The organism is Streptomyces orinoci (assembly GCF_003121295.1).
GTDB classification, from domain to species: domain Bacteria; phylum Actinomycetota; class Actinomycetes; order Streptomycetales; family Streptomycetaceae; genus Streptomyces; species Streptomyces orinoci.
Genome location: NZ_PHNC01000029.1, coordinates 1,488,926 through 1,505,241, shown reverse-complemented (window position 1 = coordinate 1,505,241; position 16,316 = coordinate 1,488,926). Strand labels below are relative to the sequence as shown.

Below are 16,316 nucleotides of genomic sequence, written 5' to 3'. Positions count from 1 at the left end.
GCGCACCGTAGTGACCGACCGGTAAGTCCGGAGCTGACCGGAACGCTCAGCTTTGCAGGCCGGAGGGGCCAGGCGGACCAAGTGGACTCGGCGGTCCGGGGTGATGGGGCAGTTCCGCCCGGTACGCCCCCGGCGTGCGCCCGGTCCAGCGGCGGAACGCCCGGTGGAAGGCGGTGTCCTCGGAGAACCCCAGCCGGGCCGCCAGTTCGGCGATCGGCTCCCGCCCGCCGGCCAGTTGGGCCAGCGCCGCCTCCCGTCGCACCTGGTCCCGTAGCCGCCGGTAGGAGGTGCCCTCCGCGCCCAGCCGGCGGCGCAGCGTCGCCGGGCTCACCGCCAGCCGGGCCGCCAGCTCGGTCATCTCCGGCAGCCGGGCCGGCGGACCGGCCCGCAGCGCCCCGCCGAGGGCCCTGCGCACCTGTTCGGTGACGGTCATCCGGTACGCCCGGTGGCCGAGCAGATCCGCCGGTGCCCGGCGCAGCAGCCCGTCCAGCCCGGTCTCGTCCCGCAGCACCGGCGCGGCCAGCCAGTTGGTGTCAAAGGCGGCACCGGTCCGGGCGGCCCGGAAGCGCACCGGGCAGCCGAACATCGCCTCGCAGTCGGCGGCCCCCGGCGGTGCGCCATGGCCGAACTCCGCCCCGTTCAGGGTGATCCGGCGGCCGATCAGCCAACTGGCCAGCCGGTGCCAGATCAGCAGCAGGCACTCGGCCATAAACCACCCCTCCGGGTGGCCGCGCAGATCGCTGTGGACGGCGAACACCGCCTGTCCGCCCCGCTGTTCGAGGGCCAGCCGGGGCCCGCCGGGGAAGAGTCCATAGAACCGCGCCGCCCGCTTCAGCGCGCTGCCCAGGTCCGGGCAGCCGACGCAGGCGTAGCACATCATGGCGAAGGTCCCGGGTCTGCTGGGCGCCGGGCCCAGGCCCAGGAACTCATCCCCGGTGACCAGGCGCAACTCCCGTACCAGCGAGGCGAACTGCTCGGCGGTCACCCGCGCCGCGTCGTCCCCCAGCAGCAGCGGCGGTATCCGGGCGGCCTGCAACGGGGGCACCGGGTCGATGCCCAGCCTTCGGGCGCCGCCCAGCGCGGCGTGGACGCGGTGCACGCTGATGGTGGTGGGCATGAGGGCATTGTGCTGAGCGCCACGGTCAGTGGCGCTGACGCTTCCGGCCATCCCCGGCCACCGTCCGCACTGCCTAGCGTGGGTTCCTGTGCCCCGACTTCCCCGCACCCTGGCGGTGTTCACCGAATGGTCAGCGGACCGCTACGGCCCCCTGCCCGCCCTGCGCTCCGGCTTCTCCGGCCGTACCGGTGAAGGTGGCCGACAGGAGTTCTCCTACACCGACCTGGCCAGGACGGTCCGCTCGCTGGGGCGTGGTCTGCTGGGTCTGGGCGTCCGGCCCGGGGAGCGGGTGGGCATCCTTGCCGAGACCCGCCCCGAGTGGACCTTCGCCCAGTTCGCCGTGCTGGCCGCCGGGGCGGCGGTGGTGCCGGTCCATCCCTCGGCCGCGGAGGCCGAACTCCTCTGGGTGCTGGGGGACTCGGGCGCCCACGGGGTCATTGTGGAGAACGCGGCCCAGGCCGAGCGGGTGGCCGCGGTACGGGCCAAGCTGCCCCAACTGCGCTGGGTGGCGCTGATGGACGGGACGGGCGCCCCCGAACCAGCCCTGGTCCTGGGTGAGTTGCCCGACCCCGGCCCCGAAGAAGAGCTGCTCGCCCGCGCCCAAGCCCGTACCGAGGACGACCTCTGCGGCATCTTCTACACCTCGGGCACCACCGGCCCGCCCAAGGGCTGCCGCCTCACCCATGGCAATCTGCTGTCCAACCACCGCGCCACCGCCGAGCTGCTGGAAGGCGGCCCGGGGGACACCGTCTACCTCTATCTGCCGCTGGCCCATGTGCTGGCCCAGATCACCCAGTGCACCGCCCTGTTCCGGGGCGCCACTCTCTGTTACTACGGCGGCCGGATCGACCGGGTGCTCACCGAGCTGTCCGAGATCCGCCCCACCCAGCTGCCCTCGGTACCCCGGCTGTACGAGAAGGTGCACTCCCGGATCCGCTCGCTGGCCGAGGCCGAGGGGCCGGACGGCCCGGCGCGGCTGGCGGAGGCGATAAGGGTGGGGCTGGCGGCCCAGGCGGCCCGGGAGCGCGGCGAGGAGCTCACCGGGGAACTGCGCACCCGCTGGGAGGAGGCCGAGCACCGGCTGTTCGCCCCGGTAAGGGAGCTGTTCGGCGGGCGGCTGCGCTCCGCCCGCAGCGGCGGGGCGCCGATCGCCCCGCAGACCATGGAGCTGATGCGGGCCTGTGGCATCCCGTTGCTGGAGGGCTATGGGATGACCGAGGCCGCCGGGGTGATCACCATGAACCATCCGGGCGCTGCCCGGCCCGGCACGGTGGGACGGGCCATCCCCGGCTGTGAGCTGCGCATTGCCGAGGACGGCGAGGTGCTGGCCCGGGGCCCCGGGGTCTTCCAGGGCTACCACAACAACCCCGCCGCCACCGCCGAGGTGCTGGATGCCGGGGGCTGGCTGCACACCGGTGACCTGGGGCGGCTGGACGAGGACGGCTATCTCACCATCACCGGCCGCAAAAAGGAGCTGGTGATCACCTCGAGCGGCAAGAACATCACCCCCTCGCTGGTGGAGTTCGCCCTCCAGCAGTCCCGCTGGATCTCCCACGCGGTGGTGGCCGGCGACCGCCGCCCCTACCCGGTGGCCCTGCTCACCCTGGACACCGAGGAGATCACCGGCTGGGCCCGGCGGATGGGGGTGGAGTTCGGCGCCGAGGGGCCGGCCAGGCACCCGGCCGTGCGCCAGCTGTGCCAGGAGGCGGTGGACGCGGCCAATGACCAGTTCGCGGGGCCGGTGCGGATCCGGGCCTTCGCCATCCTGCCGGAGGACTTCACGGTGGCGGACGGCTCCCTGACCCCCACCCTCAAGCTGCGCCGGACGGCCATCACCCGGCGGTATGCGGCGGAGATCGATGCGCTCTACCAGGCGTCCGAATAGCGGCGGTTTTTGGCCAGGGCCGCACCGAGCTCGCCACTTGGTGATCGCCGGATGTCAGGTTTTTATTAAGGCCGCATTTCCAGCCATGGCGGGGCGCCGGCAGAGCCCGGACGGAATCGGCCGCGGGCCTTCCCGGAAAGCGGGCCGCCGGGCGGAATGGGATCTTCCGCGACCCCGGCCGGAGATCGGTAAACAACGGGACGGTGAAGTCCCGGTAAAGGGCAGGAGCCCCGTTCCCACCGCCGAAGCGGGGGACGGGGCTCCTTGGTTACTGCGTATCGGCCGCGATCAGGCCGGGGTGACGTTCTCCGCCTGCGGACCCTTGGGGCCCTGGGTGACGTCAAAGGTGACCTGCTGGTTCTCCTCGAGGGAGCGGAAGCCAGCAGCGTTGATCGCGGAGTAGTGAACGAAGACGTCGGGGCCCCCGCCGTCCTGGGCGATGAAGCCAAAGCCCTTTTCAGCGTTGAACCACTTCACGGTTCCGGTAGCCATAAGCCCTCCTTGGGCCAAAGGGTTGCCCTGCTCCAGAACCTTCGAGAAGTCTGAAAACTACAAAAGCCTGCGGGTTACATGCTCCGCAGGCTCTGTACTGCAAGGGAAACCAAACTGCAACTTGCGGCGAGCCTAGCACGGCACGTTCTCGCGATGGAAGAGTCGAAGATCACGCTCAAGGGGGGTTTTCCCGCCCGCACGGCCGGAAAAGATCGCCGGTCGGCCCCGGGGGCCCGGCGGCACCCGGCGCGGGCCGGATACCGGCCCGGGGCTAGCCTCCCGCTGTGGACAATTCAGCCTGGCACCGCTCCCGCCCGCGCGTCGGGCACATCCAGTTCCTCAACTGTCTGCCGCTCTACTGGGGCCTGGCCCGCACCGGCAGCCTGCTCGACCTGGACCTGACCAAGGACACCCCGGAAAAGCTCAGCGAGCGGCTGATCCGCGGCGAGCTGGACATCGCCCCGGTCACCCTGGTGGAGTTCCTGCGCCACAGCGAGGACCTGGTGGCCCTGCCGGATATCGCGGTGGGCTGCGACGGCCCGGTGATGTCCTGTGTGATCGTCTCCCAGCTGCCGCTGGAGAAGCTGGACGGGGCGCGCGTCGCCCTGGGCTCCACCTCGCGCACCTCGGTGCGCCTGGCCCAGCTGCTGCTCGCCGAGCGCTACGGCGTACGGCCGGACTACTACACCTGCCCGCCGGACCTGGGCGCCATGATGCAGGAGGCGGATGCCGCCGTACTGATCGGTGACGCGGCGCTGCGCGCCGCCCTGCACCAGGCGCCCGAGCTGGGGCTGGCGGTGCATGACCTGGGGCAGATGTGGAAGGAGTGGACGGGCCTGCCGTTTGTCTTCGCGGTCTGGGCCGCCCGCCGGGACTATCTGGAGCGGGAACCGGTCCTGGTGACCAAGGTGCACCAGGCGTTCCTGGCCTCCCGTGACCTCTCCCTGCGCGAGGTCACCAAGGTCGCCGAACAGGCCGCGCGCTGGGAGGCGTTCGACGCCGAGCTGCTGGAGCGCTACTTCACCACCCTGGACTTCCGGTTCGGGGAACGGCAGTTGGCGGGGGTCGCCGAGTTCGCCCGCCGCACGGGCCCGTCCACGGGCTACCCGGCGGATGTCCGGGTGCGGTTGCTGGAGGGCTGACCGCCGGGGCCTGTCTGAAGGCTCTTGCCCGACCGCTGGGGGCGCCCCGTAGGGGCGCGGGGCCCAAGCTATATGCGGCGGAGCCGCATGGTGCAACCGCCCGCGCCCTTAAGGGACCCTTAAGGGCGCACCCGCACCGGCCCCTGCATATGCTCGCTGATCCACTGGACCAGCTGCCCGCGCGCCATATTGGGCACATAGCTGGCCGCGTCATGCCGGCCGCCCTGGATCACGCTCAGCCTGGTCTTCACCGGACCCCGGCCGTAGTGGGCGACAAAGTCCTCGATGGGCCCCTTGGCGCGGGCGTCGCTGCCCACCGTCCCCACCTGGAAGGCCAGATAGACCTCCGGGCCCCCGGCGGCGATCAGCCGCTGGGCCAGCACGGCGGGGGTGTTGGCCGCCTGCTCCCGCTCATGTCCGTGCCACAGCCGGGAGTCGGGGACCAGGTCCGGGCCGGAGGCGATCACGGCCTTGAACTTGTCCGGCTTCTGCAGCACCGACTTCAGACCGGCGAAGCCACCGGTGGAGGAGCCCATATAGCACCAGCCGTCCCGGGACTTGATGGTGCGGAAGTTGGCCCGGATGAGGTCGGGGACGTCCTCGGTGAGCCAGGTGCCCATCCTCGGCTGGCCGGGGATGTCGCTGCCGTCCCAGTAGAGCCCGCCGTCGTCCGGGTGCGGGTTGAGCACCGGCATGGCCAGGATGAAGGGCAGGCTCCTGCCCTCGTGGAACCACCGCGAAATGCTCGCCTGGAGCCCGAGGTTGGTGCCCATCCAGTAGTTGGCGGGATAGCCGGGGCCGCCGGGCAGGGCGATCATCACCGGGAAGCCGCTGGTGGCGTACCTGGGGTCCTCCCGGTACTCCTTGGGCACCCAGACCCATACCTTGCCGGTGAAACCGGACTTCCTGCCCGCCAGGGTGGTCACCGCGATCTTGGTGCCGTCCTCCGGGACCGTCCCGGCGATGGTGAAGTCGGCCTTGGGCCCGGTCGGCAGGGAGGCCAAGGACTCGCCCGGCCGGCGGCCGGTGCTGCCCCCGGTTTGACCCCCGCCCTGCCCCCCACCCTTGTTGTCCTGGTCGAAGCTGATCGCCTCGCCCTGGTCCGAGAAGACCCCGAAGTGATCGAGCACCGGCCAGACGATGCCGCCCAGCACGGTTATGCACAGGGCGACGAGGATCCACCGCTTGGCCAGGGCGGCCCGCCGGTGGCCCCGGGACCGGTAGGCCCCGTGCGCAGAGTGCGTCATCGCGTCGCTCCAGGGACGGCTTCCACCCATGGTCGTGTGCGGTCACCATGCCACACAACACAGCGGAGCCCCGGCCCTGTTGCGGGCCGGGGCTCCGGTGTGCTTGGACGAGTGCCTGCGGTCGGGCGCCTACGGTCAGGAAGCCGGGGTCGGCCCCTGCATATGCTCACTGATCCACTGGATCAGGCCGCCGTTGTACATGCCCGGCACATAGGTCTTGGCGTTGTGTTCGCCGCCCTCGATCACGCTGTATTTGGTGTGAATCGGGCCCTTGTTGGCGAACTTGGCCAGGAACTGCTCGATCTTGGGCTTGGCCTGGGCGTCCGAGCCCCTGGTGCCGACCTGGAAGGCCAGATAGACATCCGGGCTGCCCTTCTTGATCAGCTTGGGGGCCAGCAGATTGGGGTTGTTGGCCGCCTTCTCCTGCTCATGCCCGTTCCACAGGGGGGAGTCGGGGGCGATGTCCGGGCCGGAGGCGATGATCGCCTTGAACTGCTCCGGCTTCTGCAGGATCGACTTCAGGCTGGCGAAGCCGCCGGTGGAGGAGCCCATCATGGCCCAGCCGTCCCGGGACTTGATGGTGCGGAAGTTGGCCTTGATGAGGTCGGGGACGTCCTCGGTGAGCCAGGTGCCCATCTTCGGCTGGCCCGGGATGTCACTGGCGTCGTTGTAGATGCCGTTGTCCGGGTGCGGGTTGAGCACCGGCATGGCCAGGATGAAGGGCAGGCTCTTGCCCTCGTCGTGCCACTTGGAGATGCTCGCCTCAAGCTTGAGGTCGGTGCCCATCCAGTAGTTGATCGGGTAGCCGGCGCCGCCGGGCAGCGCGATCATCACCGGGAAGCCGCTGTTGGCGTACTTGGGGTCCTTGTACTCCTTGGGCACCCACACCCACACCTTGCCGGTGAAGCCGGACTTCTTGCCCTCCAGGGTGGTGACGGCGATCTTGGTGCCGTCCTCCGAGACCGTGTTGGCGATCTTGAAGTCCGCCTTGGGGCCGGTCGGCATCAGAACCGGGGAGTTGGGAGAGGTCTGCCCGGAGTTGCCCCCGGCCTGACCGCCGGGGGTGTCCTGGCCGAAGCTGATGGACTGGCCCTTGTCCGAGAACAGGTCGAAGTAGTTGAAATAGCTGAGCACCGGCCAGGCTATGCCGCCGACCACGGCTATGCAGACCGCGACGATGGTCCACCGCTTGGCGCGCGAGGCACGGCGGTGTCCCCGGGACCGGTAGGCCCCGTTTGATGAGTGCGTCATCGAGTCGCTCCGTGACGTTGATGCTGCCCCGAAGGACATGACGGTGTCGGTTTCGCCCTAGGGGATGGAGAAATCCGGCCAGTGGGTTCCGTGAATTGAGTCATAGGTCGAACAAAAGATCCAAGGGCCCCTTCGGTCCCGGTCCAAGGCCCCTTGTCCGGCCGCCCCACGGCCCCGCGGACCCCTGGCGTAGGCTGGATCGGTCTTGACGAACCCCCTCCGAAGGGACGCCCGGTGACCGCGAACGCCGACCTCGCGTCTATTGACGTCGCAGCCGTCCTCGACCGCGCCGCCGCCGGCGGCCGGATCACCCCGGAGGAGGCGCTCGAGCTCTACCGGTCCGCCCCGCTGCACGCCCTGGGCGCGGCCGCCGACGCGGTGCGCCGCCGCCGGTACGCGGGCGTCGAGCACATCGCCACGTACATCATCGAGCGCAACATCAACTACACCAACGCCTGCGTGACGGCCTGCAAGTTCTGCGCCTTCTACGCACCGCCCAAGAGCGACAAGGTGTGGACCCGCTCCCTGGACGACATCCTGCGCCGCTGCGCCGAGACCGTGGAGCTGGGCGGCACCCAGATCATGTTCCAGGGCGGCCACCACCCCGACTTCGGCGTGGAGTACTACGAGGAGCACTTCTCGGCGATCAAGAAGGAGTTCCCCCAGCTGGTGATCCACTCGCTGGGCGCCTCCGAGGTGGAGCACATGGCGCGCATCTCCGGGGTGAGCGCCGAGGAGGCCATCCGCCGTATTCACGCCGCCGGGCTGGACTCCTTCGCCGGCGCCGGCGCCGAGCTGCTGCCGGAGCGGCCGCGCAAGGCCATCGCCCCGCTCAAGGAGTCGGGCGAGCGCTGGCTGGAGATCATGGAGATCGCCCACAACCTGGGCGTGGAGTCCACCTCCACCATGCTGATGGGCACCGGCGAGACCAACGCCGAGCGGATCGAGCACCTGCGGATGATCCGCGATGTCCAGGACCGCACCGGCGGCTTCCGGGCCTTTATCCCCTACACCTACCAGCCGCAGAACAATGTGCTCCGGGGCCGCACCCAGGCCACCGTCTTCGAGTACCTGCGCATGATCGCCGTGGCCCGGCTGTTCCTGGACAATGTCGCCCATATCCAGGGCTCCTGGCTGACCACCGGCAAGGAGGCGGGCCAGCTGTCGCTGCACTACGGGGCGGACGACCTGGGCTCGGTGATGCTGGAGGAGAACGTGGTCTCCTCGGCCGGCGCCAAGCACCGCTCCAACCTGGTGGAGATGATCGACCTCATCCGCAAGGCCGGCCGCGTCCCGGCGCAGCGTGCCACCACCTATGAGCACCTGCACATCCATGACGACCCGGCCAATGACCCGGTGGACCACCGGGTGGTCTCGCACCTGTCCTCCACCGCGCTGGAGGGCGGCACCGCGCACCCCGAGCTGAAGCTGATCACCTCCGACTGATGCTGACCGTTCACACGGCGGACCTGCTGCTGGCCGGGGAGGGCTCGGCGCCCGTCCCCGGTGGCGCGGTGGCCGTGGACGGCGGTCGTGTGGTGGCCCTGGGTCCGCTGCCCGAGGTGTCCGGCGCCTGCCCCGCCGCCCGGCTGCGCCGCTGGCCCGGCCTGCTGCTGCCCGGGCTGCGGCAGTGGCACGGGGCCGCGCTGCTGGAGCGTACGTACCATCCCGACCCGCGCGAGTACGAGCTGCTCGGCGACCGTCCGCTCACCGGTGCGGCCCTGGCCGCCCTGCCGATGACCGAGACCCGCTGGGCGGGCAGCGCCCGGCGCGGCCTCCAGCGGATGCTGGGCCAGGGCACGGTGGCGGTGGCCGGTCCGTTCACCGACCCGGTGGTACGGACCGCGGTGGCCCGCTCCGGTCTGACCGTGCTGACCGTGCTGCCCGTCTCCGCCCCGCCGCCGGGCGAGCCGGACCTTGACCCGCTGCGCGGCGCAGCTGTTCTCGCCGACGCACTGGCCGCACCGCTGTCCGTGGGCAGGCGGGCCGATCTGGCGGTGTTCGATGTGCCGGACGAGGCGGGATTGCTCGCCACCGGTGCGGGGTCATGTGTGGCCACGGTGCTGGGCGGCCGGTTGCTGCACCGGCGGGCCTGAGTCAGCGCGTTATCGGGTCACCACTGGTTCGGGTGACGCTACCGTCGTAAACGGGACCGCGATCCGTACCCGCGTCCACACTGGCGTCCATGGGAGCAGTGATGACCGCAGAGCGGCTGGAGAAGGCCACTCCTGAAAACTGGATGTTCCCGCCTGCCGACGGCTGGACGTTTGACCAGGTAGAAGACCTGGAGCTGCCGTTCGACTGGGAACTCGTGGACGGAGTGATCGTGGTCAAGGGGAGGACGGTGCCATGGCACAACCTGGTGCGGGCCCGTATTGAGCAGCGACTGGACGAGTGCCTGGAGGGGCCCTACGCCGTACTCTCCGAGCAATGCGTACTGATCGACAAGTACAACCCCCCCGTTCCTGACGTCGTGGTATTCGACCAGCGTGGGATCGACATCTTCGAGGCAAGGCATATTCCCGCGGAGAACGCTGCCCTCGTGGTCGAGGTGGTGTCTCCTGGTTCGCGTCAGGACGATCGTGTCCGCAAGCCTGCCCTGTACGCGGCGGCGGGCATCAAGAACTACTGGCGGGTCGAGCGCGGCGCGGACGGTATCCCCGAGGTGCACGAGTTCTGGCTGCACAGTGAGACCGGTCAGTACATGTCGGCCTCCGACCGTCCGGTGCACGTCGGCAAGTTGGAGACCAGCCGCCCCTTCCCCATCGCCATCGACCTGGCCGCCCTGATCGAGCTGCGCCGCACTCGCGTCAGTGATTCGTAAGGGCGAGGTCCCCGCCCATCAGAACCCCGCTAAGAGGAACCCTCCCCACCGCTTCTGCCGCCAGGATGATCTACGCGGGGACGGCCGCTCCGGTCGTCCCGTGGTGTGAGCTTCAGGGCCCGGACGCCCGGTGGAACCGGTGGGCCACAATGACGCGCACCGTCGGTACAAGCCTGGTCGCCGTGGGGGTCACCAGGCGGGGGGACCGGCGGTCCTGGGGGCGCGGGGGCCCAAGGAGCAGCGCAGTCCACACCGCGGGGCGGCCTCCCTTTCGGGGCGGTCGTCCCCGTCCAGAGCGAGGGGTGAACAATGGGGGGCGTGACCCGAGCCTCCCTGGAAAAGCAGCCGCATGAAGTCGCCGCCATGTTCGATGACGTGGCCGCCAAGTACGACCTCACCAACGATGTGCTCTCCCTCGGCCAGGCCCGGCTGTGGCGCAAGGCCGTGGCCAAGGCGGTCGCCGCCCGCCCCGGCGAGAAGGTGCTGGACCTCGCGGCCGGTACGGGCACCTCCTCGCTGCCCTTCGCCGCCGACGGCGCCTATGTGGTCCCCTGCGACTTCTCCATCGGGATGCTGCGCGAGGGCAAGAAGCGCAACCCCTGGCTGCCGCTGACCGCCGGGGACGCCACCCGGCTGCCCTTCGCGGATGACGTCTTCGACGCGGTCACCATCTCCTTCGGGCTGCGCAACGTCCAGGACACCGATGCCGCGCTGCGCGAGCTGCTGCGGGTGACCCGGCCCGGCGGGCGGGTGGTGATCTGCGAGTTCAGCCGCCCCACCTGGGCGCCGTTCCGCACCGTCTACACCGAGTACCTGATGCGCGCCCTGCCGCCGGTGGCCCGTGCGGTGAGCAGCAACCCGGACGCATATGTCTATCTCGCCGAGTCCATCCGCTCCTGGCCCGGCCAGCCGGAGCTGGCGGCCCGGCTGCAAGGGGCGGGCTGGTCCCAGGTGGCCTGGCGCAACCTCACCGGCGGGATCGTGGCCTTGCATCGGGCTGTTAAAACCGCATAAGCGATAGCGCTCCGGCCGGTAGGATCACGCGGCACCCCACGGCACCCCCCACGCCCCTGACCTGCCCGAACTCCGGAGCGCATATGCCGTTGTCCTGCCCTGCCTGCGGCTTGGCCATCACCCCGGAGGCCCGCCGCTGTGCGGCCTGCGGCGCGGAACTGTCCGCCCCGATTCCGGCGGCGCCACTGGCGCCGCCCCCGCCGCCGGGGCCACCGATGCCGCCGGTGCCACCGCCCTCTCGCGGGGCGCTGTTTCTGCGCCGGGTATTCACCGGCGACTGGGCCGGTTCGGCCCGGGTGGCACTCTGGCCGCTGGCCCTGCTGCTGACCATCGCCCTGGGCCTGTCCATAGCCACCGGCGGCAGCTCCTCGGCCCCCGCCTGGCCCGACCGCTTCCGGCTGTTCATCGCCCTGCTGCTCCAGGGCCTGGGCGGCAGCCTGGACATCGACGCCACCAGCCCCGGCGGCCTGGTCCGGGGCGCCGGCTCGGTATCCGTCCGGCTGCTCACCATCACCGTGCTGTGGACCGTCGCCACCGTGCTGGGCGCACGGCGGCTGCGCCGGGCCCGTCCGGCGGGCGGCGGCCTGGAGTCGGCGCTGCGGACGGGACTGCTGTGCGCGGCGGTGGTGCTGGCCCTGGGCCTCTATGGCCAGCCGGAGTCGGACGGGGTCGCCATCTCCACCACACCCGCCCTGGCCGCCCTCTTTGTCCTGGCGCTGACCGCCGGGACGAGCGCGGCGGTGCTCTGCCGGGACATCTGGGCCGCCCGGCTGGGCCCCGGCGCGCGGATGGCGGTACGCGCCTGGGGGACGGCGCTGCGCGCCCTGGCCCTCTCGGTGGCGCTCTGGGCCGTGATCGACTTTGTCTTTGTCGCCGCCCACCAGGAAGAGGTGGGCGGCGGCTGGGGCGTACTCGCCTCGCTGGCCTTCCTGGGCAATATGGCCGTGCTCTCGCTGGGGCTCTCCTTCGGCGCGGACGCCGAGGCCACCGCCACCCCCGGTGGCGGGACGGGCTTCTCCCCCTATGGCACCGGCGGCGGCTGGTCCCGCAGCGCCACCGTCGGTCTGGACCAGATCGGCGAACAGTGGGGCGTCTGGGCCCAGTTGGGAGTGGTGGCGGCGGGCGCGCTGTGCGCGCTCTCGCTCACCTGGCTCCTGGTCCGCCGCTGCCGCGCCGGCTACCGCGAGCAACTCCTCTCCGGCGCCTTCTTCCTGGCCGCGCTCTGGCTGCTGGCCCTGGCCTCGGGCATCTCGGTGGAGCTGAGCGGACAGGTGTCCTTCATCCCCTCCCTGGCCTCCGAACTGCACCTGGGCAACAGCCACTTCGGCCTGGACGGCGGCGAAACCCTGCTCTTCGGAGCGCTGTGGACCGCGGGCGCGGTTCTGCTGGGGGTACTCATCCAGAGCACCCGCCGCCCGGACCCCGCTCCGCCGGCGCCCCCGTACGGCCCGCCGCCGTCCTGGCATCCGGCCGCGCCGACGGCCTCCGCACCGCTCCCGCCGACGGCTCCGCCCACCGCACCGGCGGCTCCGCCCGCGAGGCCGGCCACCTCGCCCACCGTGCCCGGCGCGCCACCCGCCGCTCCGGCCCGGCCTCCGGCCCCGCCCGCCGCCGCGCCCGGGCCGGGCGCCCCTGCCACGCCGAATGCCCAGCCCTCCGCGAACACCGCCCCGCCGGGCCCGAGTTCCGCGAACGCGACCTCAACCGCCGGGCCCTTCGCGGACATGACCCCGCCTGCCGGGCCTCCCCTGGGCAAGGTCCCGCCCACCATGCCGTTCGCGGCGCACCCCACCCCGGGGAGCACCCACAGCACCCCGCTCGGTGCCCCAACTCCCGCGCCCGCCAAGCCGGTCCGCGCCCGCGCCCCCTACCTTCGATGGATCGCCATCGGCCTGGCCGCGTTCCTGGTCGGCGGCGCGGGCGCCGCAGGGGTGCTGCTGGTGCAGCAGCACAAGGACGGCAAGCCGCATGCCGCCACGGCCGTATCGGCGGCGCCGACCCCGTCCACCGCGTCCACGGCCGCACCCGCACCCACACCCCCACCCACATCACCCGCACCCCCGCCCACCCCAACCCCCCTCCAGGACAAGCCCACTCCCCCCACCGGCGAGCCCCCCGCCGGATATGAGCGGATGACCTCGCCGGAAGGGTTCTCGCTCGCCGTGCCCCGCGGCTGGCACCGGGAGGACAAGGGCAGCGGGCAGATCGACTACGCGGGCCCCACCGGCCCGGAGCACCTGCGCATCGGGATCCTGGAACACAGCACGCAGTCGGCCTATGACCACTTCCTGGCGATGGAGAAGGTGGTCGGCAAGCAGCAGGGCTACCAGCGGGTCGGCATGACGGCCAACACCTTCCAGGGGCACCCGGGCGCCCGCTGGGAGTGGACCTGGCAGGATCCGGGGTCCGGGCAGGCCATGCGCGCCATGGACCAGGCCTATGTGGGACCGGACGGCACCGAGTACGCCATCCTCTTCCAGGGCCGTGACCACCTCGGCAGCGACTTCGGCGCCACCTTCCGTACCGCCCTGGCCTTCTGGTGGGTGGGCCCTTACTGACCGCGTGCCCGCGGCCGTCCGCCCGGCTCATAGACTCGGTCGACAGACCCGGTCACCAGCCGAACGGAGAGCCGACGTGACTGCTTCCCCAGCCGAACACACCGCCGATGTGATCGTGGTGGGCGCCGGTCCCGCCGGCTCCACCACCGCGTACTACCTGGCCAAGTCCGGCCTGGACGTGCTCCTGCTGGAGAAGACCGCCTTCCCCCGGGAGAAGGTCTGCGGTGACGGCCTCACCCCCCGGGCCACCAAGCAGCTGGTGTCGATGGGCATCGACATCTCCGAGGAGGCGGGCTGGCTGCGCAACAAGGGCCTGCGCATCATCGGCGGCGGCGTCCGGCTCCAGCTGGACTGGCCGGAGCTGGCCTCCTTCCCCGACTACGGGCTGGTCCGCAAGCGCGATGACTTCGACGAGCAGCTGGCCCGGCAGGCGGTGAAGGCGGGCGCCCGGCTGTACGAGCGCTGCAATGTGGGCGCGCCGGTGACCGATGACCGCACCGGACGGATCACCGGCGTCCAGGCCCGGCTGGGTGACGACAAAACCCCGGTCACCTTCCACGCCCCCCTGGTGGTGGCCGCCGACGGCAACTCCTCCAGGCTCTCCCTGGGCATGGGCCTGCACCGCCGGGAGGACCGCCCGATGGGCGTGGCGGTGCGTACCTACTTCACCTCGCCCCGCCATGACGACGACTATCTGGAGTCCTGGCTGGAGCTGTGGGACCGGCGCGGCCCGCAGGACCGGCTGCTGCCGGGCTACGGCTGGATCTTCGGCATGGGCGATGGTACGAGCAATGTGGGGCTCGGCGTCCTCAACACCTCCAAGTCCTTCAAGGAGCTGGACTGGCGGGAGATCCTCAAGGCCTGGTGTGCCTCCATGCCCGAGGACTGGGGCTACACCCCTGAGAACATGACCGGCCCCATCCGCGGCGCCGCCCTCCCCATGGCCTTCAACCGCCAACCCCACTACAGCCGCGGCCTGTTGCTGGTCGGCGACGCGGGCGGGCTGGTCAACCCCTTCAACGGCGAGGGCATCGCCTACGCCATGGAGTCCGGGCAGCTCGCGGCCGAGGTGATTGTCCAGGCGCACGCCCGGGCGTCCTACGCCCAGCGGGAGCTGGCGCTCCAGCGCTACCCCAAGGTCCTCAAGGACACCTATGGCGGCTACTACACGCTGGGCCGCGCCTTTGTGAAGCTGATCGGCAACCCCAAGGTGATGAAGCTGGCCACCGAACGCGGCCTGACCCACCCGCTGTTGATGAAGTTCACCCTCAAGATGCTGGCCAATCTCACCGACCCCACCGGGGGCGATGCGATGGACCGGATCATCAATGGGCTGAGCAAGGTCGCGCCGCGTTCCTGAACGCCAAGGGAACGCTGACGCCCGGTTGACGGGCGACCGCATACGCTCCCGCCATGCGAACTCCCCGACGCGCGGCCCGAGTAGCCGTTCTCGACCCATACGGTGCCGTCTTCCTCTTCCGCTATGACAACGAAGAGGTCGGCGTCCACTGGGCGATGCCCGGCGGCGGGCTGGAGCCCGGCGAGACCCCGCGCCAGGGCGTGCTCCGTGAGCTCAGGGAGGAGACCGGCTGGACGGATCTGGAGCCGGGGCTGCTGCTGGGCACCTGGGAGCATGACTTCACCCGCGCGGGGATACCGGTGCGCCAGCATGAGGACATCTATCTGGCGTACGGCCCCCGCCGGGACCCCTCCGGTCCGCTCGCCGCCGCGCACGCCGAGGACGGCATCCTCGGCTGGCGCTGGTGGACGCCCCCGGAACTGGCCGGAGCCGGGGAGGCGCTCTGGCCGCCGCACCTGGCCCAGTTGCTGCGGCCGCGCCCCGGTCAGGTGCCGGCCGTAACCGCGTGGACCGGCGCCCACCAGTAGTCGCACAGCCGCCGTGGCTCCTCGGGGGTGAAACCGGCCTCCGCCAGGTCCGCCACCCAGGCGGCCACCGGCTGTTCATCGTGCTCCTGGTGCCCCGAGCTGCCCAGCTTCCCCAGCAGCACCGGTATCAGAAAGCCCTGGGCGACCAGTTCCCGGCTGTCCCCGTACTCCCGCAGGCCCCGCTCATAGCGCGAGACCAGATAGCGGAACCAGCGCGGCTCCAGCCCGTCCCCGATCACCGGTGCGTCGAACTCCACCAGCACCAGCCGTCGGGTACGCGGCCGCAGCCACCGCAGCAGCTCCAGCCGCTCGGCCCGCCCCAGGGTCAGCAGGGCGAAGGTCTCCTGCACCAGGTCCCAGGAGCCGTCCGCCGCCCGGGCCATGAACTCCTGCCCGGTGAGGGCGTGTCCCCGGTGCGGTATGCCGCGCCGGGCCAGCTCCCCGGTGACCAGCTCCAGCCGCTCGGCGGAGGGTTCGACCACCTCCACAAAGCCCACGTCCTCGGTGAGCGCGGGCAGCAGAGCGTGCCCCTCACCGCTGCCGATGTCCAGCAGTCGCCGGGGCCGCCGGGCGGTGTACTCGCCGCGCAGCGCCTCGCGGGTGGCCCGGTAGAGCTCCACATTGCCGCCACCGCCGACAAAGGCGCTGAACGCGGCCGACTCGCCGTAGACATCGGGCTGCCGCCCGGCGGCCAGCCAGCGGGCGGTCTCCGTGTACACCACCCGTCCCGGCTCCGCGGCGGCCGCCTCGGCCGCCAGCCCGGCCGCCGTCTCCGGGTCGCCCGCCCGGTAGGCGGCCATGGCGAGATAGAACCGCTCCTCCGGCGAGGCCGCCGCCGCGGCCAGGCCGGCCGCCCGCTCCCCGGCCACCAGATGCTCCCTCAACAACTCCAGCGTCAT

General features: G+C 71.3%; 13 protein-coding genes and 1 pseudogene. 9 read left to right on the top strand and 5 right to left on the bottom strand.

The window, feature by feature from the left end:
- Nucleotides 1-46: 46 nt before the first annotated feature.
- The gene (locus CV755_RS21695; RefSeq protein WP_109282028.1) at nt 47-1,117 is read right to left on the bottom strand and encodes an AraC family transcriptional regulator; all 1,071 of its coding nucleotides are present in this window, start codon (nt 1,115-1,117) and stop codon (nt 47-49) included.
- A gap of 88 nt (nt 1,118-1,205) precedes the next feature.
- On the opposite strand from CV755_RS21695, the gene CV755_RS21690 reads away from it, so the two are divergent.
- Nucleotides 1,206-3,002 (top strand): AMP-dependent synthetase/ligase, encoded by a 1,797-nt coding sequence (locus CV755_RS21690; RefSeq protein WP_109281831.1) that lies wholly within the window; start codon nt 1,206-1,208, stop codon nt 3,000-3,002.
- A 288-nt stretch (nt 3,003-3,290) separates the two neighbouring features.
- Here the strand turns inward: CV755_RS21690 and CV755_RS21685 are convergent, their stop codons facing one another.
- The gene (locus tag CV755_RS21685; RefSeq protein ID WP_030067036.1) at nt 3,291-3,494 is read right to left on the bottom strand and encodes a cold-shock protein; all 204 of its coding nucleotides are present in this window, start codon (nt 3,492-3,494) and stop codon (nt 3,291-3,293) included.
- Nucleotides 3,495-3,778: 284 nt separating this feature from the next.
- Between CV755_RS21685 and CV755_RS21680 the strand changes: the two genes are divergently transcribed.
- Nucleotides 3,779-4,636, top strand: coding sequence for a menaquinone biosynthetic enzyme MqnA/MqnD family protein (locus CV755_RS21680; RefSeq protein ID WP_109281830.1), 858 nt, complete (start codon nt 3,779-3,781; stop codon nt 4,634-4,636).
- A 119-nt stretch (nt 4,637-4,755) separates the two neighbouring features.
- Here CV755_RS21680 and CV755_RS21675 read toward each other — a convergent pair whose 3' ends face one another.
- Nucleotides 4,756-5,883, bottom strand: a complete 1,128-nt coding sequence (locus tag CV755_RS21675; protein ID WP_109281829.1) for an alpha/beta hydrolase — start codon at nt 5,881-5,883, stop codon at nt 4,756-4,758.
- A 135-nt stretch (nt 5,884-6,018) separates the two neighbouring features.
- Nucleotides 6,019-7,134 carry an alpha/beta hydrolase gene (locus CV755_RS21670; RefSeq protein ID WP_109281828.1) on the bottom strand — a complete coding sequence of 372 codons (1,116 nt, stop codon included), beginning with the start codon at nt 7,132-7,134 and terminating at the stop codon, nt 6,019-6,021.
- Between the two features lie 234 nt (nt 7,135-7,368).
- Here CV755_RS21670 and mqnC point away from each other — a divergent pair, with 234 nt between their 5' ends.
- The 7 genes and pseudogenes from mqnC to CV755_RS21635 all read left to right on the top strand — a co-directional run.
- Nucleotides 7,369-8,580, top strand: a complete 1,212-nt coding sequence (gene mqnC / locus CV755_RS21665) for a cyclic dehypoxanthinyl futalosine synthase (RefSeq protein ID WP_193553443.1) — start codon at nt 7,369-7,371, stop codon at nt 8,578-8,580.
- Nucleotides 8,580-9,230 carry a hypothetical protein gene (locus tag CV755_RS21660; protein ID WP_109281827.1) on the top strand — a complete coding sequence of 217 codons (651 nt, stop codon included), beginning with the start codon at nt 8,580-8,582 and terminating at the stop codon, nt 9,228-9,230. The genes mqnC and CV755_RS21660 overlap by 1 nt, the downstream gene beginning before the upstream one ends.
- Nucleotides 9,231-9,319: 89 nt before the next feature.
- Entirely contained in the window at nt 9,320-9,958 is a 639-nt protein-coding gene (locus CV755_RS21655; protein WP_241561324.1) for a Uma2 family endonuclease, read from the top strand.
- Between the two features lie 318 nt (nt 9,959-10,276).
- Entirely contained in the window at nt 10,277-10,972 is a 696-nt protein-coding gene (locus CV755_RS21650; RefSeq protein WP_109282026.1) for a demethylmenaquinone methyltransferase, read from the top strand.
- 224 nt (nt 10,973-11,196) lie between these two features.
- The gene (locus CV755_RS21645; protein ID WP_153068730.1) at nt 11,197-13,530 is read left to right on the top strand and encodes a hypothetical protein; all 2,334 of its coding nucleotides are present in this window, start codon (nt 11,197-11,199) and stop codon (nt 13,528-13,530) included.
- Nucleotides 13,531-13,606: 76 nt separating this feature from the next.
- A complete protein-coding gene (locus CV755_RS21640) occupies nt 13,607-14,890 on the top strand; it encodes a geranylgeranyl reductase family protein (protein WP_109281824.1) in 1,284 nt (427 codons plus the stop codon).
- Nucleotides 14,891-14,943: 53 nt separating this feature from the next.
- Nucleotides 14,944-15,417 (top strand): annotated as a pseudogene (locus CV755_RS21635) (NUDIX hydrolase); the annotation flags it as partial.
- Here CV755_RS21635 and CV755_RS36760 read toward each other — a convergent pair.
- The gene (locus CV755_RS36760; protein WP_109281822.1) at nt 15,375-16,316 is read right to left on the bottom strand and encodes a class I SAM-dependent methyltransferase; all 942 of its coding nucleotides are present in this window, start codon (nt 16,314-16,316) and stop codon (nt 15,375-15,377) included. The pseudogene CV755_RS21635 and the gene CV755_RS36760 sit on opposite strands and share 43 nt — an antisense overlap.